Annotated in this window: 20 protein-coding genes and 3 pseudogenes; 18 read left to right on the top strand and 5 right to left on the bottom strand. The window is 47.0% G+C overall.

Annotated features, from left to right (window positions below; translation table 11 throughout):
- The first annotated feature begins 206 nt into the window (after window positions 1-206).
- Entirely contained in the window at window positions 207-686 is a 480-nt protein-coding gene (locus CJP72_RS23175) for a hypothetical protein (protein WP_162383614.1), read from the top strand.
- Between the two features lie 88 nt (window positions 687-774).
- On the opposite strand, the pseudogene CJP72_RS23170 reads toward CJP72_RS23175, so the two are convergent.
- The 4 genes and pseudogenes from CJP72_RS23170 to CJP72_RS23155 form a co-directional block, all read right to left on the bottom strand.
- Window positions 775-1,026 (bottom strand): annotated as a pseudogene (locus CJP72_RS23170) (IS3 family transposase); the annotation flags it as partial.
- Window positions 1,027-1,131: 105 nt separating this feature from the next.
- Window positions 1,132-1,686: a desulfoferrodoxin family protein gene (locus CJP72_RS23165; RefSeq protein WP_162383613.1), complete on the bottom strand. Its 555-nt coding sequence runs from the start codon at window positions 1,684-1,686 to the stop codon at window positions 1,132-1,134.
- Between the two features lie 321 nt (window positions 1,687-2,007).
- Window positions 2,008-2,214, bottom strand: coding sequence for a hypothetical protein (locus tag CJP72_RS23160; RefSeq protein ID WP_162383612.1), 207 nt, complete (start codon window positions 2,212-2,214; stop codon window positions 2,008-2,010).
- A 172-nt stretch (window positions 2,215-2,386) separates the two neighbouring features.
- Window positions 2,387-3,532 (bottom strand): acyl-CoA dehydrogenase, encoded by a 1,146-nt coding sequence (locus CJP72_RS23155; protein WP_162383611.1) that lies wholly within the window; start codon window positions 3,530-3,532, stop codon window positions 2,387-2,389.
- A gap of 405 nt (window positions 3,533-3,937) precedes the next feature.
- Here CJP72_RS23155 and CJP72_RS23150 point away from each other — a divergent pair, with 405 nt between their 5' ends.
- The 10 genes from CJP72_RS23150 to CJP72_RS23105 all read left to right on the top strand — a co-directional run bounded on the left by CJP72_RS23150 (window position 3,938) and on the right by CJP72_RS23105 (window position 15,854).
- Entirely contained in the window at window positions 3,938-5,104 is a 1,167-nt protein-coding gene (locus CJP72_RS23150) for an acyl-CoA dehydrogenase family protein (RefSeq protein ID WP_162383610.1), read from the top strand.
- Between the two features lie 60 nt (window positions 5,105-5,164).
- A complete protein-coding gene (locus CJP72_RS23145) occupies window positions 5,165-5,809 on the top strand; it encodes a hypothetical protein (RefSeq protein WP_193568861.1) in 645 nt (214 codons plus the stop codon).
- Window positions 5,810-6,561: 752 nt separating this feature from the next.
- On the top strand, window positions 6,562-7,470 hold the full coding sequence (locus CJP72_RS23140; protein ID WP_162383609.1) for a helix-turn-helix domain-containing protein: 909 nt from the start codon (window positions 6,562-6,564) through the stop codon (window positions 7,468-7,470).
- 609 nt (window positions 7,471-8,079) lie between these two features.
- The gene (locus CJP72_RS23135; RefSeq protein ID WP_162383642.1) at window positions 8,080-8,436 is read left to right on the top strand and encodes a YdiL family protein; all 357 of its coding nucleotides are present in this window, start codon (window positions 8,080-8,082) and stop codon (window positions 8,434-8,436) included.
- A 127-nt stretch (window positions 8,437-8,563) separates the two neighbouring features.
- Entirely contained in the window at window positions 8,564-9,781 is a 1,218-nt protein-coding gene (locus tag CJP72_RS23130) for an MFS transporter (protein ID WP_162383608.1), read from the top strand.
- A gap of 247 nt (window positions 9,782-10,028) precedes the next feature.
- Window positions 10,029-11,264: an MFS transporter gene (locus CJP72_RS23125; RefSeq protein WP_162383607.1), complete on the top strand. Its 1,236-nt coding sequence runs from the start codon at window positions 10,029-10,031 to the stop codon at window positions 11,262-11,264.
- 33 nt (window positions 11,265-11,297) lie between these two features.
- Window positions 11,298-12,164 (top strand): quinate/shikimate dehydrogenase, encoded by an 867-nt coding sequence (gene ydiB / locus CJP72_RS23120; RefSeq protein ID WP_162383606.1) that lies wholly within the window; start codon window positions 11,298-11,300, stop codon window positions 12,162-12,164.
- A 34-nt stretch (window positions 12,165-12,198) separates the two neighbouring features.
- Window positions 12,199-12,957, top strand: a complete 759-nt coding sequence (gene aroD / locus CJP72_RS23115) for a type I 3-dehydroquinate dehydratase (RefSeq protein WP_162383605.1) — start codon at window positions 12,199-12,201, stop codon at window positions 12,955-12,957.
- A 136-nt stretch (window positions 12,958-13,093) separates the two neighbouring features.
- On the top strand, window positions 13,094-14,689 hold the full coding sequence (locus tag CJP72_RS23110) for an acyl CoA:acetate/3-ketoacid CoA transferase (RefSeq protein WP_162383604.1): 1,596 nt from the start codon (window positions 13,094-13,096) through the stop codon (window positions 14,687-14,689).
- Window positions 14,690-14,702: 13 nt separating this feature from the next.
- The gene (locus CJP72_RS23105) at window positions 14,703-15,854 is read left to right on the top strand and encodes an acyl-CoA dehydrogenase (RefSeq protein WP_162383603.1); all 1,152 of its coding nucleotides are present in this window, start codon (window positions 14,703-14,705) and stop codon (window positions 15,852-15,854) included.
- A gap of 88 nt (window positions 15,855-15,942) precedes the next feature.
- Here the strand turns inward: CJP72_RS23105 and CJP72_RS23100 are convergent, their stop codons facing one another.
- On the bottom strand, window positions 15,943-16,833 hold the full coding sequence (locus CJP72_RS23100) for an AraC family transcriptional regulator (RefSeq protein ID WP_162383602.1): 891 nt from the start codon (window positions 16,831-16,833) through the stop codon (window positions 15,943-15,945).
- A gap of 330 nt (window positions 16,834-17,163) precedes the next feature.
- Here CJP72_RS23100 and CJP72_RS23095 point away from each other — a divergent pair, with 330 nt between their 5' ends.
- The 7 genes and pseudogenes from CJP72_RS23095 to CJP72_RS23065 all read left to right on the top strand — a co-directional run bounded on the left by CJP72_RS23095 (window position 17,164) and on the right by CJP72_RS23065 (window position 23,422).
- A complete protein-coding gene (locus CJP72_RS23095) occupies window positions 17,164-17,928 on the top strand; it encodes an electron transfer flavoprotein (RefSeq protein ID WP_162383601.1) in 765 nt (254 codons plus the stop codon).
- 20 nt (window positions 17,929-17,948) lie between these two features.
- Window positions 17,949-18,884 carry an electron transfer flavoprotein subunit alpha gene (locus CJP72_RS23090; RefSeq protein WP_162383600.1) on the top strand — a complete coding sequence of 312 codons (936 nt, stop codon included), beginning with the start codon at window positions 17,949-17,951 and terminating at the stop codon, window positions 18,882-18,884.
- Between the two features lie 53 nt (window positions 18,885-18,937).
- Window positions 18,938-20,227, top strand: coding sequence for an FAD-dependent oxidoreductase (locus CJP72_RS23085; protein WP_162383599.1), 1,290 nt, complete (start codon window positions 18,938-18,940; stop codon window positions 20,225-20,227).
- Window positions 20,224-20,517, top strand: coding sequence for a ferredoxin family protein (locus CJP72_RS23080; RefSeq protein ID WP_162383598.1), 294 nt, complete (start codon window positions 20,224-20,226; stop codon window positions 20,515-20,517). The genes CJP72_RS23085 and CJP72_RS23080 overlap by 4 nt, the downstream gene beginning before the upstream one ends.
- A gap of 129 nt (window positions 20,518-20,646) precedes the next feature.
- The gene (gene fadK, locus CJP72_RS23075) at window positions 20,647-22,299 is read left to right on the top strand and encodes a medium-chain fatty-acid--CoA ligase (protein ID WP_162383597.1); all 1,653 of its coding nucleotides are present in this window, start codon (window positions 20,647-20,649) and stop codon (window positions 22,297-22,299) included.
- Between the two features lie 134 nt (window positions 22,300-22,433).
- A pseudogene (locus tag CJP72_RS23070) lies at window positions 22,434-22,693 on the top strand (transposase); the annotation flags it as partial.
- Window positions 22,694-22,922: 229 nt separating this feature from the next.
- Window positions 22,923-23,422, top strand: a pseudogene (locus tag CJP72_RS23065) (Hcp family type VI secretion system effector).

Raw genomic sequence — 23,422 nt, 5'->3', positions numbered from 1 at the left:
CATCGTAAACATCTGAACGTTTATTTATCATTGATAGTTTTATATCTAAATATTAGATTGGTAACGAATACGAGTAGATCACTGGACAAATTGAGGATGTAACGCCCCACAAATTATTCACAAAAATTATATTCAATGCGCAATATAACACCAAGGGAAATAGAATATCTATTTGCTGTTTGCTGGCTCTGTCTGTCGGCCTTCCATTGATCGACTGTACCCGCGGGTATACCGCCAGATATGACGACACCAAAGAACAGGAGCGCCACCTGAAACTGGACAAATCTGAATGCAAGTCGTATACAAGTTCAAACTCCGGTTATGTCCAGATAGACCACAACGGGAATCAGGGTGGTTTTGCAAACGGCTGGAATACTGGCATGGCTCTGGCCGCTGCAGCGAATAAATCAGACCTCTATGATATCTGCATGAATAAACGGGGTTGGACTACTGACGAAGATGAATTCCTGCAACAGAAAGATGAGATAGCGAAAGCAAAGCTGGCGGCGAAAAAGGATGTCAGTGACTTTATGGCCGCTCATCCCGAATATAAGGATACAGCCAGGCACGACAGGCTCTCTATCGAAGTATTCAGTCTGATGAACGATCCGATGAATAAAGGCCTGACTCTCAGTCAGTTGCTCATCCTTGCTGACGAACGCATCAAAACCCTTAAGGCTCCGTAATGCCAGATACTGTCTCCTCTGCTCTTATGAGGTTTGATCTTACCCGCATAATCCGGACACAGCCCTAAACGAGGTTCTGGTTTTCAAATTATTCCGGGATGAGACCGCCGCAGGCACTGTGGCGTCGCCGCCGATTGTAATCACACTCGATATAATTAAATACCGTCGTCCGCATTATTTCACTGCTGGTAAAACGCTCCCCGTGGATACATGCCACTTTCAGTGAGTGGAAGACGCTTTCAGCACACGCGTTATCGTAGCAACAACTTTTTGCGCTCATGCACCCGTGCAGATTATACCGCTTCAGTAACACCTGATAATTCGCTGAACAGTACTGGCCCTCTGAGCTTACCCAGCAATACCAAAAACATCAGCCGGCACCAGTAGTTTTTTCATCTGTTAATCCCAAAGCCTGTAGCAAATGCTATCCCACCAAATTTAATCGTCAAAGTGTGTACCGCCATAACCCGTGTTGATTGCACCAGGTGTAAGCAGTAAACCCTCTTTTACAGTTAAATTTGCACTGTTTTCCTTTACAGATCGGGCGATCGCAATAGACGTAAGCATCGCTGCTGGCCAATGCAAAAGTGGCTTCAGGGGGAGTATCAAGTGGCAGCAGTTTAAATTGTCCGCCCTGAAAGGTGTAAATAAAAATCCATTCCAGACGGTGATCTGACGCCATGGGATGAGGGGGGCTACCTACGGTGACAAAAAGAGCGTTTGATTCAAAACCACCGGAGATTCTTATCATTGGCTGATGCTGCTGGGCGAGGATATCGGTCGACTCATGAACCATTAGTGCGGAGAGAACATTACCGCAGCAGGTGATATGAGACATCGCGTCGTTTTTTCCCATCGTGACGAGAAACTCCCCGCACTGAGGACAATGGTAAAATGTAGGAACGCGGTGAGTAAATGTTGGCTTAGTGCTGTTTTTAATCCGGGTTGACGTTCTGCGCAAGGCGCGGGAACGTTCTGTTGCAATATGATTGAAAGACATAACGAGGTCCTTATCAAACAGAAGCAGCCCAGTCAGGAAAAATGCCTCCCGAATTATGTACGGCAGAACTCAGACGCTGAATAGTATCCTGACATAAAATTTATTTTTCCTGATTAATACAAAGCGAAGCAATTTATCAATAACCACCAAACATTCTGGTTACTTGTATTTTTCGACCCATTATTCAGAATAAAAGTGGATGATATTCGGCTGTTGACGAATTTTTTGTGGATCGTTGAATATGACCCAGGCGAATGAACACTCAATAAGACGTTTATGTGGCATAGTCACTACATCTGTATCGCAGATGTCTGGGTGAAGTCATAGCATACCTTCAGCTTCACGGCTGCTGATATTTTCACCTCTACGAACGGTAGTGTCTTTTTTTAACCCATAACCGTCTTTATCCATCCGCCAGTTGCCCCCCTTGTAATACCCTCCATCGCCGTCAAGCACCGCCTCGGTTAGTTCCAACTCATCGAGAGTAATGATGAAAATATTCGGTTCATGCAATACCATTTCCCCCATACTATTATTCGGCAAAGACTTATTCATCACAAAAGAAGACCGAAACCCATTTTCTCAGCGGACGCAGCAAAACTCTGCCCGTTTAGTGAGTCAGAGTGTTTGCCAGTTGATCGTGACGTCTTACTCTTCCGCTACTAATTCATAACAGACAAGTATGTCAAAACACTTACTATTACTTTTCATACTGCTTCATGATCTGGCGACCTGAGATGTAAACCATAATCTCATCAGTACCTCCACCGATACGGTTAACACGAGTGTCACGCCAGAAGCGGGATACCCGACTGTCGTTGGTGTAACCAAGGCCGCCTAAAATTTGCATCGCATCGTCAATGACCTCACAGGCTGACTGTGCACAATACAATTTGCACATAGGCGCAGAAAGACGCATTGGTAAATCGTTGTCGCACTCCCAGGCAGTGCGGTAGACCATGTTTTTCATATTCTGGATCTTTACTGCCATTTGGGTCAGTTTGAGCTGAATCATCTGGAACTGACCGATCTTTTTACCGAACTGAATACGCTGATTAGCATAGCGGGCCGCATCTTCGAAGGCACACTCCGCCACCCCCAGCGAATGTGCGGCGATGACCAGACGTTCAATGTCGAAATTTTCCATCATGTGAATGAAGCCATAACCTTCACGGCCCACCATGGCACTTTCATCCAGTTCAACGTTATCGAGAAAAACCTCGCAGTTGCTGACCATGTGCCAGCCAATTTTGTGCAGATTATTACGTTTAACGCCCGGTGAGTTCGGATCAATCCACCAAAGAGTGAAACAGCGCTTCGGATCTTCCGGTTCGGGATTTCGCGCCAAAACCAGCATGTAGGGGTAATCTTTAGCACCCGTAATGAATGTTTTCTGTCCGTTCAAATAAACTTTGCCATTTTTACGCGTATAGGTTGTGGCAACACGGTTGTTATCTGATCCAGCCTGCGGTTCGGTGAAGGCCAGTGAGTATGCAGGGATCCCAGTCAGACCGACTTCTGCCGTTTTTGCCAGTTGTTCAGCATTACCAAAGCGCTGCATATTATGGATACATTGGCCTTCAGTCATAATGTAAGCGGGAGCACCCATCCGGGCGACTTCCTCCAGCACAAGCACTTGCGTCATCATGTCAGCAGGAATACCGCCAAGCTCTTCAGGAATGCCTAACAGACCCACACCGCTTTCGGCTAACGCCTGAAAAAACTTATGAGGAAAAGAGCCGCTTTCATCACAGGTCTTGAAATATTCTTCGGGAAAGTCCCGCGTAATCAGTTCGCGGATGCTGGCTAGAAGCAACTCCTGCTCTTCGGTCAGGCTAAAGTCCATGATGTCTCCTCAAAGGAATCCTGCTGGTAAGAGTTAATGTTTCAAGAAAAATTAAATATTTTATAACCAAGTAACATATATGTACTCTTAAAAAATAATTGCGAACAGAAGGATAAACTCCAAAGATTCAATGATGCATAGACATATTTAACAAACACCTGGACAAAACAGACATTAATTATATCTTTGTGATATTCTTTCAGAAATAACAATAAATAGTATGGTGATGTTCGATTTGTCCTGTCTTTGGTCAACTCTGTCAATGTCAGGAATGTAGATTCTATTTATACAATCCACTTCGTTACTCCATGAAAACTAGCCAATTTGAATTAGCTGTATTTTTATATGCGAATTCTTATTACATAAATTTTTACCTGAGTACTAAACATAGAGTGAGGTTGATATATGTCCATTTTATCTCAACAGCAGTTGGAAGCATTGAAGAAAAAGATCAGAAAGGTTACCGAAACTGAACTGGAAGAAATTCAACTGGAAGTTGAAAGGACGAATGTCTTTCCTGACGATTACTATGATGTTTGTCGTAAAAACGATCTGTTCCGGTTGGCGATTCCTGAAGAGTTTGGCGGGATGGGACTCAACTGCGAGCAGTTCTTTTCGGTGATGGAAGAGTTTTGTCGTGGACCGGGCGGAATGCGTATGAACCTGCACCATGCCAACGGTTTGAATTGGCGAATTATGTACGATCATGGTGCCGCTGACTTACGTGCCAAATGGTTGCCATTGCTTGCAAATAAAGATGCTTATATTAACTTCGCATTGACTGAGGCCGATTGTGGCTCAGGGGCAGACATTCGTACTACAGCAGTAAGAAAAGGCGATAAATATATTATTAATGGAACTAAAACGTTGATCTCCCATACGGATATATCTGATGGCAGCTATGTCATTGCAGTAACGGATGAGAAAAAACGTAAAAAAGGTGGCTTAACCGCGTTCTTTATCGAAACCAATACACCCGGCTATTACATTGACCCTATGCCACACATGATGGGTTGTCGAGGTGCGGGGCACGCCTACTTACGTTTTGAGAACTGTGAAGTACCTGCACATAACATCATGGGTAAAGAAGGGGATGGTCTGGATATTTTCATGAATGCGTTGGCACATTCACGCGCCATGATTGCAGTAACGTGTCTTGGAATGTCACAGCGTTTCCTGGAACTGGCTATTGCCAGAGCGAAAGATCGTGTGACCTTCGGTAAGGCACTGGCCTCTCGACAGGCTATTCAACAGACGCTGGCAGATATGGGGACGCAGGTCCATGCGCTGCGCGTTATGCTGCGTGATTGTGCACAAAAATTCGATAAAGAAGAAGACATTGAGATGGTATCCGCCATGTGTAAACTGCATGGCATCGATACCGTGAGAACGGTGTCAGATAGTTGTCTTGAGATTTTTGGCGGTATTGGTTATTTCGAAGATAACCCCTATGGCCCAGTGGAAAGAATGTACCGCGATGCTCGAGCCCTATGGTTTGAGGAAGGTCCTCGTACCGTACAGCGACTGACTATCGCACGTCCACTGATTGCTGCAGGTGGTGAAATTCGATAATTCGAGGGCGTTCACTCCGTACCAGAGGCTAGTGGTTATTAAAGGACACTAGCTTCAGTTTTGGCCGCGTATCTCTGTTTTTCATGTGGTTGCGGCCATTTTTTCATTTTTGCGAGAGTGCCCTATGAATACATCACCAGGGAACAGACGCTGAGATATTATTGTCCTGCTTATTATCGATTATTTTGTCCTGTTTGTAGCAAAAAGCAGTATGTCAATGTACGGATCAGCGTTGATGCAGGAATTCAGTTGGGTGCCATTCAATTTTGTTGGGCACCTAAAAGTGAGGCTGGTAAGGCTACAGGGCGATTGCAGATAGGTTGTCCTGCCGGAATTGCCGCAGCGATGATTTTTGCGAACCGGATTGTGCAAAACTGGAACTGCCAGACTGTTTTTATGTTATTTCCGCTCCCGGGCATGGTGTGGTGGACGCAGGAAAGTAACCGTTTGCAACAGGATAAATATATCAACCAGAATGAACTGGACTATATTCAGGCCTGGCAGGTGGTATTCGTCGTCCTTCATGCCGCTCAGCATAACGCAAAAAATGCCGCAAGCCTGGGCAGAATATCGGGCGTAAGATTGCTCCCGTCATGGGTCTTCTCTTCGCGAGGACGTTTTTGCTACCCGGAACGCGGGCCAACAGTTTGTGGAGTGCTGCAACGCTTATCGCCGCCTCGAATTTCTTCCTCTTTTTCACCATAGCTGCACACTTTTCTATTCCTGTGATCTTTTCTCAATAAGCCACCGGCATGCCAGTGGGGTTGAACGGCGTGTTCGGAACGATGACCGGTATTCCTTCCCCTGCACTGGCAGGTTGGGTGATTGATGTTTCTGGCAGCCAGCATAAGTATGCACTGTCTCTGGGGGGGTGGAATCGCGATTGTCGGCGCGTTTTTATGTTAATTGCGCATATTCGGCCTATCGAAAAAAATCAGCGCGCTTTAGCGCAGGTGCTCACAAAGGGTTTGCGGGTTGACCGTGGGGACATGACCATTAGAAAGCGTATGAGGTGAATGTACATAGTCGTAATCAGGAAATTATCGGGATCATCAGCGAAAAAGATGGCCAAACATCCCTTCTATAAAATGATTCAAATGTTAAAGCAAAACGACTTTGCTCATGAGAAGAGCCATACCCCCAGATGAAATCCTCGTCAATGAGCAATCGTGGGCGACGGATTGTCTGCGACAACGCAAAATACAGCACCAGTAACACGCTGGTGCTGGTCATTCCTCCGTTAATATTAAAGTCAGGGTAGCGGTGCAGAGTTGTCCGTCTCGAAAATTAGGATATGACTCGCAGAAAACACTCGCGAAGTACATGTATTCTATAAAAGAAATCAGTCAGTTGTATGCGGACGGAACCGTCATTTGGCCCACATAGCATCTACTCGCCAGCGAGTCAGGATTCCCGACAATGACAGCAGGTACATTATTCAGAATGGGGACGTATTGATGGTAACCACTATTCCTACTTATGCGCTCTATGGTGAACAATCAGAGCCCAGTTGGGAGAATTTCTTTAATGTCGAAATGATCTCATTGCGGTCAGAACCGATGAACTGGAAGGCGAACCCCCATATCCACAGCTCATTGATTCAGGCACTTTTTATTCAGCGCGGAGAAGTCGATGTTTTGATGAATTGCACACAGATGAGGGTGAGGAGTCCCGCTCTTATTCTCGTGCCTGCACAGACCGTGCATGGATTTGAATATTTGCCGGGGACTGAAGGGATGACGATCACCGCCTCGCAGCAGCCAATGGAATCCGTGATAGGTTTGCTGGCGCCAAACGTTTTGCAACTGATGCATAATCCATGCGTTATTCCGTTAGGTAACAACCCTGACGACTTGCAAGTTATTCATGGTTTTTTTCAATCTTTGCAAAAAGAGCTGCAGAAGCCTATGTTGAATCAGACAACAATGTGTGTTTCTATTTTTATATCCATACTGGTTCACCTCACTCGTATCAATGGTCAGGCAGAAGAACAGCAAAAATTTGATATTTGTTCACGAAAGGCAACACAAATAAACAAATTCCTGCTGTTGGTGGAAAAGCGGTTTCGCCAGCGACTGACCGTGAATGATTATTCCGAGATGATGGGAATGTCTCCGGGACATCTGTCGCGCTTATGCAGAATAACATTGGGGATGTCCAGTCTGGACGTTATCAATATGCGCGTCATCCAGGAGGCCCAGCAAGAGCTGGTATACACATCTAAAACGATAAAACAATTGGCGGCTTTTTTGGGCTTCAACGATGAGGCCTATTTTACTCGTTTCTTCCATAAGCACACAGGTGTTAGTCCTGGGCAGTATCGTGAACTCGCACTACGAAAAAGGTACACCGAGGAAATGAGCTAAGCACAACGACGTATTAGTAAACGCTCTGCACTGGTAGAAAAGTGTTGGACAAAACGCAACGACATGTTTATTGCCACTATTGTGTATGGAGGATTCCAGCTAAAAGTATACTATAACTCATTGAGCATGAAGCATGCTTGTCAGACATCAAAATTGTTTAGTCAAAAAACTAAATAGTTTTTCATTTTTTAAATATTATTTTTCAGACAATTTTTAAGAATCAATTTTTATTCACCTTGACATTTACACATCTTATTGTCAGAACGAACTTACTGGCAACAGTAAGTACTGATTTTTATCATGCAACGATCGCGTTAAACAAGTATGTAATCAAATAATGCTAAGGAACACCATCAATTATCAAAAAGTGTTACTCACCGATCTCACGAAGAACTGTCGCAACATCATCATGGAGCACTAACAATGTTCCTGTAAATATCTCAGTCCTCGGGAATATATTTAATTGGTTCCCAAATAAATTTCTTCGCATATCTATAACATATTTACAACAAACAATGTTGCACAAAATACTGTGACTACCTTCAACCCGAACTCTGGCTAATAATGCTATTTAATACTCTTATTCTTTTATGACGAGATCATTAAATGATGAACGCCTTTGAACTACAGGCTTTACGCCAGATTTTTTCGATGACCGTCGAAGAGTGCGCAATGTGGATTGCACCTGACTATAATATTGAGACCTGGCATCAATGGGAGAATGGGAGCGCCAAAGTCCCTTCCACTATTGTTGAAAAACTACTGACGATGCGCCAAAAAAGAAAATCACATATCAATGCCATTATCGAAAAAATTAATAACCGCATAGGTAATAATACCATGCGTTTTTTTGATAATTTAGCTGATTTCCAGGTTGTTTATCGTGAAGGGGATTTCCTGGACTGGAAAATTTATCAATCCGTTGCCGCTGAACTCTATGCCCATGAGCTTGAGCACTTGTGCTAAAACAATTAAAAAAACCAGCACCCGGCCCCTCTCTGGCAACACTGAATAATCAAATATTTTGAAATTTTATAGCTCAGCTTCATAGGGCTGTACCCTGGAAAAATTTTTAGCGACCTGAGCACAAATCATGAAAAATATCTATCTCCCCACCGCAATAGGACTCTATTTCAATTATCTGGTGCATGGTATGGGAGTCATACTGATGAGTCTCAACATGTCAGCACTTGAGCAACAATGGCAGACGGACGCCGCAGGCGTCTCTATCGTTATCTCCTCATTAGGTATTGGCCGTCTGAGCATCTTGTATTGCGCGGGTTTGTTATCCGACAGATTCGGCCGCAGACCTTTTATTTTTCTGGGGATGATTTGTTACCTGGTATTCTTCTTCGGTGTTATGAATACGAGTAACATTATCATCGCCTATACTTTTGGTTTCCTGGCCGGTATGGCAAACAGTTTTCTCGATGCCGGAACCTACCCGAGCCTGATGGAAGCCTTTCCCTCTTCACCGAGTACAGCCAATATCCTGATAAAAGCGTTTGTTTCAAGCGGACAATTTTTGCTGCCAATGATCATCAGCCTGTTGGTGTGGGCTGAACTTTGGTTCGGTTGGTCTTTTATTATTGCAGCCGTCATTATGATCCTGAACGGCCTGTTTTTATTGCGTTGTACCTTTCCGCCAGTTCCTGGCCACCATAAGTCTTTCCTGCAAAGCGCTCCTGTCAGTACAGAAACCGGGGGGCATCACTGTTCACTTATTGACCTCGCCAGTTATACTCTATATGGATATATCGCTATGGCGACGTTTTACTTGATCAGCCAGTGGCTGGCACAGTATGGCCAACACGTCGCCGGTATGTCGTATACGCTGTCGATTAAGTTGTTAAGTATTTACACCTGCGGTTCCCTGCTATGTGTATTCATCACGGCCCCCTTAGTGCGCAAAACCGTACGCTCCACCACGCTGTTGATGTTGTATACCTTTATCTCGTTTGTCGCTCTGTTAACCGTCTGCCTGCACCCCAGCACCTATGTCGTGATTGTGTTCGCCTTTGTGATTGGTTTTTCCGCTGCTGGCGGAGTGTTGCAAATTGGTCTGACACTGATGGCAGCCCGCTTTCCTCACTCAAAAGGAAAAGCAACAGGCATTTATTACACTGCTGGCAGCATCGCTACTTTCACAATTCCACTGATTACCGCCCATATCTCGGAAAGAAGCATTGCCGATATTATGTGGTTTGATACTGGCATCGCTGCAGTGGGATTTGTACTGGCGCTGTTTATTGGGTATCGCAGCAGCCGGGAGTCAAAAGATCGGGCAAACTTGTCCTCCAGGAGAGCGTAGCAAATATTTTACTGGATGCAATATTGTTACGGTCTCCTGCAAAATACTGGGGATAAATTTAAAAAAAACAGTAAAACAACAGCGGTAAAAATTCAGCATCACATTTTAACATGCAACATAGTTGATAACTAAAACGTCATGTTATGTAGGTTTAATGCCATGACTCTCGTATATTAATACCAAAATCGCCATGGTACCGATAAGTCTGATAAAAATAGAATAATTTCAACCCGCAAGGAGCCGTAAAATGTCTCAGAGCAAGGCTTTCAGCACGCCATTTATCCTGGCTGTTATTTGTATCTACCTTAGTTATTTTTTACATGGTATTAGCGCCCTTACACTCGCACAAAATATGACCGTGCTTGCAGAAAAGTTTTCGACGGATAATGCAGGTATTGCTTATTTAATTTCTGGCATTGGCCTGGGTCGTTTAGTCAGCATTCTGTTTTTAGGTGTGTTGTCAGATAAATTTGGCCGTCGCGCCATCATTTTATTTGGCATCGTTATGTATATGCTCTTTTTCTTTGGTATCCCCGCCAGCCCCAATTTGTTGGTGGCATTTGCGCTCACTGTCGGCGTTGGCATAGGTAACTCGGCACTTGATACTGGCGGCTATCCGGCCTTAATGGAATGTTTCCCGAAAGCCTCAGGATCTGCGGTGATTCTGGTCAAAGCGATGATTTCCTTCGGTCAGATGTTCTATCCGATGATTGTCAGTTATATGATGCTCAACAATATCTGGTACGGCTATGGCGTCATCATTCCGGGCATGATGTTTGTGCTGGTTACCTTGCTGTTGCTCAGGAGCAAATTCCCGAGTCAACTGGTGGATAAAACCATTGCTAAAGAATTACCACAGATGCACAGTAAACCACTGGTCTGGCTGGAAGGTGTAGCGTCAGTCCTTTTTGGTGTGGCCGCATTTTCCACCTTCTATGTCATTATGGTCTGGATGCCGAAATACGCCATGGCCTTTGCAGGAATGGCAGAAGCAGATGCGGTGAAAACCATCACTTACTACAGCATGGGCTCGCTGGTTTGTGTATTTATCTTCGCCGCGTTGCTAAAGAAGATGGTGCGTCCAATCTGGGCCAATGTCTTTAACGCCGGGCTGGCGACAATTACCGCCGCTATTCTTTATCTCTATCCCTCCCCCCTGGTCTGTAATGCTGGCGCCTTCATTATTGGCTTTTCCGCTGCAGGAGGCATCTTACAACTGGGTGTTTCGGTAATGTCGGAGTTCTTCCCGAAAAGCAAAGCCAAAGTGACGAGTGTGTATATGATGATGGGTGGCGTAGCTAACTTTATTATCCCGCTAATTACCGGATATCTCTCAAATATCGGCCTGCAGTACATCATTTTACTGGACTTTGGATTAGCGCTACTGGCCTTCATCACCGCCATTATTGTATTCATCCGCTACTACCGGGTATTCAAAATTCCGCAGAACGATATTCGACTGGGCGAACACTATTTTCAATAAATCAGGTATGCCAATATTTTAAGGAGTCATCTTATGAATGTAACTGCCAAATACGAATTGATTGGTCTTATGGCCTACCCTATCAGACACAGCCTCTCGCCTGAAATGCAGAATAAGGCATTAGAGAAAGCCGGACTGCCGTTTACCTATATGGCATTTGAAGTCGACAACACTACCTTCGCTGGAGCGATTGAGGGCTTAAAGGCATTAAAAATGCGCGGTACGGGTGTTTCGATGCCCAACAAACAACTGGCTTGCGAGTTTGTTGATGAATTAACCCCAGCCGCAAAACTGGTGGGAGCTATCAATACTATCGTGAATGATGATGGCTATTTACGCGGCTACAATACCGATGGTACTGGTCATATACGTGCGATTAAAGAGAGTGGATTCGATATTAAAGGCAAGACCATGGTATTGCTGGGGGCAGGCGGCGCATCCACTGCTATCGGGGCACAGGCAGCCATTGAGGGCATCAAAGAGATCAAGCTGTTTAACCGCAATGACGAATTCTTCCAAAAGGCGCTTGATTTCGCTCAACGCGTTAACGAGAGCACCGATTGCGTGGTCACAGTGACTGACCTCGCTGACCAGCAGGAGTTCGCTGCTGCCCTTGCCAGCGCCGATATTCTAACCAACGGAACCAAAGTGGGCATGAAGCCGTTTGAAAACGATTCCATTGTCAGCGATGTTAGTCTGCTGCGTCCGGAACTGTTGGTAACGGAGTGCGTCTATAACCCGCATATGACGAAGTTACTGCAACAAGCGCAACAAGCCGGCTGCAAAACCATAGATGGTTACGGCATGTTACTGTGGCAAGGTGCTGAACAGTTCAAACTGTGGACCGGCAAAGATTTTCCGCTGGAATACGTTAAACAGGCGATGGGGTTTACGGCCTGATAGATCAGAATTTGTAAATGATAGAAGGTATTAAATGAAAACCGTAACCGTAAAAAACCTTGTCATAGGTGAAGGTGCGCCCAAAATCATTGTGTCGCTGATGGGGAAAGATATCGCCAGTGTGAAATCGGAAGCACAGGCATATTGTGATGCTGATTTCGACATTCTGGAATGGCGCGTGGACCATTTTACCGCAATGGGATCTGTTGACGCTGTGTTAGACGCAGCGCGTGCCATCCGCGACGTGATGCCACACACGCCTCTGCTGTTTACCTTTCGTACAGCAAACGAAGGCGGTGAACAAGCGATTGCAACCGATGCGTATATCGAACTTAATCGCGCTGCGGTCAGCAGCGGTATTATCGATATGATTGATCTCGAATTGTTTACTGGTGATGAAGAAGTAAGAACCACCGTTGAGTTCGCTCACAGTAAGAACGTTAAAGTTATCATGTCTAACCATGATTTCCATAAGACGCCGACGGCAAATGAGATTATTCAGCGCCTGCGCAAAATGCAGGAGTTGGGTGCGGATATCCCGAAAATCGCTCTGATGCCGCAAAGCCGTCACGATGTACTGACGTTGCTTGCTGCAACGCTGGAAATGCAGGAACAGCATGCGGATCGACCGATAATTACCATGTCGATGTCGAAAACGGGTGTTATTTCGCGTCTGGCGGGTGAAGTATTTGGTTCAGCGGCAACGTTTGGAGCGGTGAAAAAAGCCTCCGCGCCAGGGCAAATATCCGTCAGCGATCTGCGCACGGTGCTAACTATTTTACATCAGGCTTAATACGCTATATTCAGGCGGAAATTAAAACCTCCCGCCATAAATGATTAGAAATGAATATTTACTCTAAATATTCAGTGAATGCCTACGTCTGAAATCAGTAACGTAAGTATTCTGGCGCATATTACCAGGAGTTATTATGCAACCTGAAAAACCACCACGCATTAATGGTCGCGTGCCTGTACTCTCAGCACCGGACGCAGTTAAATATATTAAGGATGAAGCCACGCTTTGTATTTTAGGTGCCGGAGGTGGTATTCTTGAAGCCACTACCTTAATTACCGCACTAGCAGATAAATATAAGCAAACACAGACACCACGTAATTTGTCGATTATCAGTCCGACAGGTCTTGGCGACCGTGCCGACCGGGGGATCAGTCCACTGGCGCAGGAAGGTCTGGTGAAATGGGCACTGTGTGGGCACTGGGGACAATCTCCACGCATTTCAGAGTTAGCAGAACAAAATAAAATAGTCGCCTACAACTACCCACAAGGCGTCTTAACCCAGACGTTACGCGCTTCGGCCGCCCATCAACCCGGAATTCTGAGCGAGATCGGTATTGGCACGTTTGTCGACCCTCGCCAGCAAGGCGGTAAGCTTAATGAAATCACTAAAGAAAACCTGATCAAGCTGGTTGAAATTGATAACAAAGAGTACCTGTACTACAAAGCCATTACGCCAGATGTGGCGTTTATTCGCGCGACAACCTGTGACAGCGAGGGTTACGCCTCCTTTGAAGATGAGGTGATGTATCTGGATGCCCTGGTGCTTGCCCAGGCAGTACATAACAATGGGGGTATCGTCATGATGCAGGTGCAAAAAATGGTCAAGAAGGCCACATTGCACCCGAAATCCGTACGGATCCCTGGTTATCTGGTCGATATCGTAGTGGTGGATCCTGATCAAACCCAGCTTTACGGTGGCGCACCAGTGAATCGCTTTATTTCTGGCGATTTTACCCTTGATGACAGTACCCAACTCACCCTGCCCCTGAACCAACGTAAATTAGTGGCCCGTCGGGCACTGTTCGAGATGCGTAAAGGCGCCGTAGGGAACGTGGGTGTTGGCATTGCCGATGGCATTGGTTTGGTTGCCAGGGAAGAAGGCTGTGCGGACGATTTTGTTTTGACCGTAGAAACAGGGCCTATTGGTGGGATCACCTCCCAAGGCGTGGCATTTGGCGCCAACGTTAATACCCGCGCCATCCTCGATATGACCTCACAGTTTGATTTCTACCACGGCGGTGGTCTGGATGTCTGCTATCTAAGCTTTGCGGAGGTGGATCAACACGGCAACGTCGGAGTGCATAAATTTAACGGCAAAATTATGGGCACTGGTGGCTTCATCGATATCAGCGCCACTTCAAAGAAAATTGTGTTCTGCGGAACGTTGACGGCTGGCGGTCTGAAAACAGACATAGCAGAAAGTCAATTACATATTGTGCAGGAAGGCCGGGTTAAGAAATTCGTTACCAAACTACCAGAAATAACCTTTAGCGGAAAAATAGCCCTCGAACGCGGTCTGGACGTGCGTTACATCACCGAGCGCGCGGTATTCACTCTGAAAGAGGACGGACTCCATTTAATCGAGATTGCGCCAGGTGCGGACCTGGAAAAAGATATTCTGGGCCAGATGGCGTTTGCCCCTGTGATTTCGCCAGACTTGAAACTGATGGACGAAAGATTATTTATCGATGCCACCATGGGCTTTGTGTTGCCTGAAGCGACCAATTAAAAGGAGTACGACAATGGACTTTTCTTTAACCGAAGAGCAGGAACTGTTGCTTGCCAGTATTCGCGAGCTGATCACAACCAATTTCCCAGAGGAATATTTCCGAACTTGCGATCAGACAGGCACTTATCCTAAAGAGTTTATGCGCGCGCTTGCTGATAATGGCATCTCAATGTTGGGGGTACCGGAAGAGTTTGGCGGTATTCCTGCGGACTATGTGACACAAATGCTGGCACTGATGGAAGTGTCAAAGTCTGGCGCACCGGCGTTCCTGATAACTAACGGACAGTGTATACACAGTATGCTCCGCTTCGGTTCCCCCGAACAGCTGCGTAAAACGGCAGAAAGCACACTGGAGACCGGCGATCCGGCCTATGCGCTGGCCTTAACCGAACCAGGTGCGGGGTCTGATAACAGCAGCGCAACCACCAGCTACACGCGTAAAAACGGTAAAGTCTACCTAAATGGGCAGAAAACGTTTATTACGGGTGCCAAAGAGTATCCTTACATGCTGGTACTGGCACGAGACCCGGAACCCAAAGATCCGAAAAAGGCCTTTACCCTTTGGTGGGTGGAATCCAGTAAACCAGGGATCAAAATCAACCCGCTGCGCAAAATTGGCTGGCATATGTTGAGTACCTGTGAAGTTTATCTCGACGACGTTGAAGTTGATGAAAGCGACATGGTGGGTGAAGAAGGCATGGGCTTCCTCAATGTCATGTACAACTTTGAGATGGAACGCCTGATCAACGCAGCACGCAGTACCGGTTTTGCCGAGTGTGCCTTCGAAGATGCCGCCCGCTATGCCAACCAACGTATCGCATTCGGTAAGCCGATTGGTCACAATCAGATGATCCAGGAAAAGCTGGCGCTGATGGCCATTAAAATCGATAACATGCGCAATATGGTGTTGAAAGTTGCGTGGCAGGCTGACCAGGAACAGTCGCTGCGCACCAGCGCAGCGCTGGCAAAACTGTACTGTGCCCGTACCGCGCTGGAGGTCATTGACGATGCAATTCAGATTATGGGAGGACTGGGCTATACCGACGATGCTCGTGTCTCTCGTTTCTGGCGCGACGTGCGGTGTGAACCTATCGGCGGAGGTACCGATGAAATCATGATTTATGTGGCGGGTCGTCAGATCCTGAAGGATTATCAGAGCAAGTAAGGAATTTCAGATAGTGTTGGCGTAATGCCCTGCTCTGGCCTACAAAGTCCACTCCATTGTAGGCCAGAAGAGACTCGCGCCAACGCTATCAGACCTCAGACATCAGGCACACTTGTTCAACTAAGTTATTTTTAAATTGCTTACGATAATCACTCGGGGAACATCCAACATGACGAAGAAACAACTTGGCAAAGTGATCAACATTCTCATACCCCACTCGCCAGGATATTTCAGCCAACGAAGAGTCGGTATTGGTCAGTGCATATTTTGCTTCTGTCATTCGCCGTTGGATAACATAGTTGATCGGAGAAATATGGTATTCTTTGGTAAATTCGTGACAGATATAACTGACACTGGCGCGAAATTTTTTTGATAGCTGATCGAGTGTAATTCTTTCCCGATAATTATTATTGAGATAAACAAGAATATCTTTAATCAGAACATCTTTTTTTATGTTCCCCTGTTCTGAACGATAAGCATTTTTAAAATTCTCATAGAATAAAACCGTGAGCGTATAAGCAAAAGCATCGCAGACAGAGGAGGTATACCCGTTTTTACTTTGCGGTAAGACCATACCGAGCTCATTAAAAATATTTTTTACCACCTCTTTTCCCTGACCAAGAGTCACCACCGGGCATGAATGCGGTTGTAACAGTTGGTTTTCTTCCCAACCTGGGAAACGGAAGCCATAAAGCGCGCAGTTGTACGTGGTTGCAGGCGTGTTAACATCAGAAGTCACGGCATGGAGTCGTCCACGCTCAACTACCACAATATCGTCTTCGTGAGCGACATAAAGTGACGAATCAATAATAAATCTGGCAACCCCTTTTTTGACATAAATAAGTTCAGTTTCATTATCATGAACATGATGTCCAGACTCCCATTTAGGATCATCGCAGATGACAAATCGTGAAAACCGCGGGGTCATTCCCTGGTCAAAAAGAGTCTCCATGGTATTATCAAAACATCGTTGATACATGACAACCTCCACACGTTGATAGTAATCCTGAACAATATAATGAGGATAAAATAAGGCGTGAACCGCGGTTGTACAACAGTAATTAGTTTAGGAAAAACAAGATTATTTACTCCTCATGCAAGATAATAGGAGTCTTCAACAATATCGATTTTTCTCTCTTTTCTTTTGTTCGACCGATCCCATTTTTTTTGCAAGATTCTTAGCAACGAAAACAGATTGCCCTGTCGAAAAAACGCCCCCTGTTGTCGCACACTACTTCGAGTCAAGTTTATCTTTCCGCCGATGATGGCACCCGTTGTCACCGTCAGCATGCGACTCACAGGAGATGCCATGAAAATAATAACCTGCTTTAAGCTAATGCCTGAAGAACAGGACATTGTTGTTACTCCCGAACACACACTCAGCTTCGATAATGCGGACGTGAAAATCAGTCAGTTCGATCTCAACGCCATAGAAGCTGCTGCACAACTGGCCACTGATGACGATGAAATCATCGCCCTGACCGTCGGCGGTTCACTGTTGCAAAACTCAAAAGTACGTAAGGATGTTCTCTCCCGCGGACCGCACGCGTTGTATATGGTACAGGATGCACAACTGGAACATGCCTTGCCGAAGGATACCGCCCGGGCACTGACTGCCACGGCGCAAAAGATTGGCTTTGATCTTATGGTGTTCGGTGAGGGGTCTGGCGACCTCTATGCGCAGCAGGTTGGCTTGTTGGTTGGCGAGTTACTGGAATTACCGGTGATTAATGCCGTAAGCAACATTCAACGTCAAGGCGATCACCTCGTGGTTGAGCGCACGCTTGAAGAAGACGTTGAGATAATCGAACTGTCACTTCCAGCGGTACTTTGTGTTACGTCTGATATCAACGTTCCCCGTATTCCTTCAATGAAAGCAATTTTGGGAGCAGGTAAAAAGCCGGTTAACCAGTGGCAGGCAAGCGATGTTGGTTGGAACTTCTCGTCTCCACAGGCTGAACTGGTCGGGATCACCGTACCGCCGCAGACACAGCGTAAACACATCATTCTGGACAACGATTCGCCGGACGCAATTGCTGAGCTGGCAGAATACCTGAAAAACGCCCTGAACTGAGCCCAACGGAGAAAACCATCATGAATCAATTAGCCAACGTCTGGGTGTTTAGCGATAACATCGAACGCTATGCAGAACTACTGGCCGGAGCCCAACAGTGGGGCAAGAAAGTGGTAGCCATTGTTCAAAGTACTGAGCAGGCAGATCATATTAAACCGTTCGGCGCAGATAACATTATTGTCATGGAGAAAAATTCTGATCTGCAACGAATTGAAAACTATGCAGAAACAATTTCAGCGCAGCTAAAAGGGGAAGGTGATGGCCTATTACTGATGGCTGCCACCAAACGTTGCAAAGCTCTGGGCGCACGTCTGAGCGTGCAATTGGATGTCGCGATGGTCAATGATGTCACCGCGGTCAGCATTGATGCAGACAGTCTTTACGCTGAACACCGTATGTATGGTGGACTGGCATTTGGCCGGGAGAAACTTAACGGCAGCATGGCCATTGTCACTCTCGCTCCCGGCGTGATGGACCCCGCTACGGCGAATCCAGCGCATGACTGCCCTGTCGTTCATACCGCATATATCGCACCGCGCCGTGAAATTCTTTGCCAGCAGCGGCGGGCTAAATCACTCAGTAGCGTTGATCTCAGCAAAGCAAAACGTGTTGTCGGCGTGGGGCGTGGTCTGGTGGCGCAAGACGATCTCAACATGGTGCGAGAACTGGCCACGGTACTGGGCGCAGAAGTGGGCTGTTCACGCCCAATTGCCGAAGGCGAAAACTGGATGGAGCGCGAACGCTATATCGGCGTTTCCGGCGTACTGCTGAAGTCCGATCTGTATCTGATGCTGGGTATCTCCGGACAGATCCAGCATATGGTTGGCGGTAATGCCGCTAAAGTGATCGTCGCCATCAACAAAGACAAAAACGCGCCGGTATTTAACTATGCCGATTACGGACTGGTCGGCGATATCTACAAAGTGATCCCCGCTCTGACTGAGCATTTGCGTTAATCCCCCGGGCCACAAATCTCCCGCTGTTTACGCAGCGGGAAGGAGCATTAAGCATGTCGGATGAAAAATTTGATGCCATTGTCGTCGGTGCTGGCGTCGCAGGAACGGTAGCAGCATATGTGATGGCGAAAGCCGGACTGGACGTCCTGGTTATCGAGCGTGGGAACAGTGCAGGCAGTAAAAACATGACCGGGGGACGCCTCTACGCCCACAGTATCGAAAACATCATGCCAGGTTTTGCTATGCAGGCCCCAATTGAGCGTAAAGTGACCCGTGAAAAGATCTCGTTTATGACCGGGGAAAGCGCCGTTACCCTCGATTATCACTGCGAACACCCCGAAATCCCTACGCAAGCGTCTTATACCGTATTGCGCAGCCGGCTGGATCCCTGGCTAATGGAACAAGCCGAACAGGCTGGAGCGCAGTTTATTCCTGGTGTTCGCGTCGATGCGCTGATTCGCGAAGGCAATCAGGTCACAGGCGTGCAAGCCGGTGACGATATTCTCGAGGCTAACGTGGTAATACTGGCTGACGGTGTCAATTCGATGCTGGGCCGTTCCCTGGGTTTGGTTCCCGCATCATCAGCACACCATTATGCCGTCGGTGTCAAAGAGTTGATTGGCCTCTCTCCTGCACAAATTGAAGATAGATTTAACCTTTCGGATGATGAAGGAGCCGCCTGGTTATTTGCAGGCTCTCCCTCAAACGGCCTGATGGGCGGTGGTTTCCTCTATACCAACCGCGATTCGATTTCCCTCGGTCTGGTTTGCGGGTTAGGTGACATAGCGCATGCACAAAAAAGCGTGCCACAGATGCTGGAAGATTTTAAACAGCATCCAACCATTCGCCCGTTGATTCAGGGCGGTAAGTTACTGGAATACTCGGCACATATGGTGCCAGAAGGCGGACTGTCTATGGTGCCGCAACTGGTGGACAACGGTGTGATGATTGTCGGCGATGCTGCCGGATTCTGCCTTAACCTCGGTTACACAGTGCGCGGTATGGACTTAGCCATTGCCTCTGCTGAAGCGGCAGCCAAAACGGCGATCACCGCAAAAGCGCAACAGGATTTCTCTGTTCGCACACTGTCAGCGTACAAAAATGCGCTGGAGCAGAGTTGTGTGATGCGAGACATGCAGCATTTTCGCAAAATCCCCGCACTGATGGAAAACCCGCGTCTGTTCACCCAGTATCCACGTATGATCGCAGACATCATGAGCGATATGTTCACCATTGATGGCACCCCGAACCAGCCGATTCGCAAGATGATACTGTCCCACGCAAAACAAATCGGTTTGATAAACCTCCTGAAAGATGGCATCAAAGGAGCGACAGCATTATGAGTCAAGATAATTGCGTTAACGTTGACGTCAAACTCGGTGTCAATAAATTCCATGTTGATGAAGGGCATCCGCATATAATTCTGGCTGATCACCCCGACCGTCAGGAATTTCGCAAACTCATGAACGCCTGCCCTGCCGGACTCTATAAACAGGATGACGCCGGTAATATTCATTTCGATTCGGCTGGCTGTCTGGAGTGCGGAACCTGCCGGGTACTGTGCGGTGAGACCATCCTTGATAAATGGGAATATCCGGCAGGAAACTTTGGCATCGATTTTCGTTACGGTTGATTCACTCACATGCAGGATAGTGACGCTGAAGCGTCTTATTCGCTTGATAACATTTGCATCACGTAGGCCGGATTAGGCACAACGGCTATCCGGCAAGATGTTCCCTCCGGGATCTACTGAGAATCGCCAATGAGTGTCACATTAACGTTTAACGACGAGCGTCGAAATACTTACCGTAGACTTGGCTTTTGGGGCGACGCATCGCTGGGCGACTACTGGCAACAGACCGCCCGGGCCGTACCGGACAAGATTGCTGTCGTCGATAATCATGGTACATCATACACATACACCGCCCTCGACCACGCGGCAAGTTGCCTGGCCAGTTGGATGTTAAACAACGGTATTCACCCCGGTGACCGGGTCGCCTTTCAGCTTCCAGGTTGGTGTGAATTTACCGTCATCTATCTGGCTTGTCTGAAGACTGGTGCCGTTTCCGTGCCGTTACTGCCCGCATGGCGGGAAGCCGAACTGGTTTGGGTGTTGAACAAATGCAAGGCGAAAATTTTCTTCGCCCCCACGGTCTTCAAACAGACCCGTCCGGTAGATTTAATTCTGCCTTTGCAAAATCAGTTACCTCATTTGCGGCACATCGTCGGCGTCGACAAACTGGCCCCCGCCACGACTTCACTGGCGCTAAGCCAGTTAATTCATGATCACACTCCGCAAACCAGTCCAGTCAACGTCCATGGCGATGAATTGGCTGCGGTGTTGTTCACGTCCGGTACCGAAGGTATGCCAAAGGGCGTCATGCTCACCCATAACAATATCCTCGCCAGCGAGCGGGCATATTGTGCCCGTCTCAATCTGACCTGGCTGGATGTTTTTCTGATGCCTGCGCCATTGGGGCACGCTACCGGTTTTTTACACGGTGTGACCGCACCGTTTCTGATTGGCGCACGCAGCGTACTGTTGGATATTTTTACCCCAACAGAGTGCCTCACATTGCTGGAGCAACACCGCTGTACTTGCGTTCTGGGCGCAACACCGTTCGTCTATGATCTGCTTTGTACTATGGAGCGGCAACCCGCGGACCTATCCTCGCTGCGTTTCTTTTTATGCGGCGGCACAACCATCCCGAAGAAAGTCGCACGCAACTGCCAGCAATTAGGTATTAAGCTGCTTAGCGTATATGGTTCGACGGAAAGCTCGCCACATGCGATGGTGAATCTGGACGATCCGCTGTCACGAATGATGAATACCGACGGATGTGCCGCAGACGGCGTGGAGATCAAAGTCGTGGATAAAGCCCGCAACACCTTAGCGCCAAATGTTGAAGGTGAAGAGGCCTCGCGTGGACCTAACGTCTTCATGGGGTATCTCGATGAGCCGGAACTGACCGCCCGCACGTTGGATAGCGAGGGCTGGTACTACAGTGGCGATCTCTGTCGTATGGATGACGCTGGCTACATAAAGATAACCGGCCGCAAAAAAGACATTATCGTACGGGGCGGAGAAAATATCAGTAGCCGGGAAGTCGAAGATATTCTGTTACAGCATCCCTGCATCTTTGATGCCTGCGTTGTCGCTATGCCGGATGAACGTTTAGGAGAGCGATCGTGCGCGTATGTGGTTTTGAAAGCTCCGCATTACTCGCTATCGCTTGAAGAAGTGGTCGCCTTCTTCAGCCGTAAACGGGTGGCGAAATACAAATATCCTGAGTACATAGTGATTATCGAAAAGTTACCCAGAACGGCATCCGGTAAAATTCAGAAATTCCTTCTGCGTAAGGATATTACCCAGCGTCTGAGTCAGAAAAGCAACGAAGAATGTAATGCTGAGTAGTGCGTTAACACGATGGAAAAAGAAAGAAAATCAACGGCCCCAAATAATGGGGGCTATTGATGGGTAATCCCCCCCAAAAAATCCAGTGTATTGATAAGTAGAATTTTCTCGTAATCTGAACCGGGGAGATTTCTATGAAAAAATCGCGTTTTACTGACAGCCAGATCATGTCCATCCTGAAACAAGCCGAGGCCGGAACGCCGGTGGCTGAACTGTGTCGTGAGCACAGCATGAGCAGTGCCAGTTTTTATAAATGGCGCTCAACGTTTGGCGGGATGGATATGGCACTGATGAGCAGACTCAAAGAACCCGAAGAAGAGAATCATCGGCTGAAAATATGCATGTTGAAGAGCGACTTAAGGACGAAACTATTCAGGAGGCCATGGCAAAAAAGTGGTGAAGTCATCAGATCGGATGATCTTACCCACCATATATGGTCGCTCAGCCAGTGCAAGGTGTTTTCAGCAATGATCAAAACGAGTAACTGCAGCTACCTGAATGATTTACGCGAAGCTATCAGTTATGCGGATGATGGTTAATTCATTCCAATCAATCATTACATTTACACAACTTGTTGAGCGGTATGGTTATGGAAACTCACGCATCAACAAGGAGTTATCAAAATAGCTATTCTCGCTCACCTGTTTCTTAAGGACGACGGCGGTGCACTGATTAAGGGTTCATCCGACGTACGGGATCGTGAAGGAAGTATTGAAGTGCTGAGCTTTACTCATGGCCTGCATATCCCGGTAGATGGGAACACAGGAAAACAAACGGGTACACGGGTACACGCGTACATGGTGCGTTCACTATTGGTAAAGAGTTCGACAGCTCATCAACCTATCTGTACAAAGCTGCAGCCACCGGCCAGACGCTTAAATCTGCTGAGATGAAATGGTACAGAATTAACGACGCAGGTCAGGAAGTGGAATACTTCAACATGCTGCTGGAAAACGTGAAAGTTGTAGCAATCACTCCGGTAATGAATCACTGCAAAGATCCGAGTATGCAGCACCTAAACCATATGGAATACGTCGATCTCCGCTATGAAAAAATCACCTGGAAGTTCTGTGATGGCAATCTGGTGTACTCAGACGCCTGGAACGAACGGACAACCGCTTAA

The organism is Citrobacter sp. NCU1 (genome assembly GCF_010231475.1).
Classification (GTDB): domain Bacteria; phylum Pseudomonadota; class Gammaproteobacteria; order Enterobacterales; family Enterobacteriaceae; genus Citrobacter_D.
Note: the sequence above shows the minus strand (reverse complement) of the source record. Positions and strands in the feature narration are given on the sequence as shown.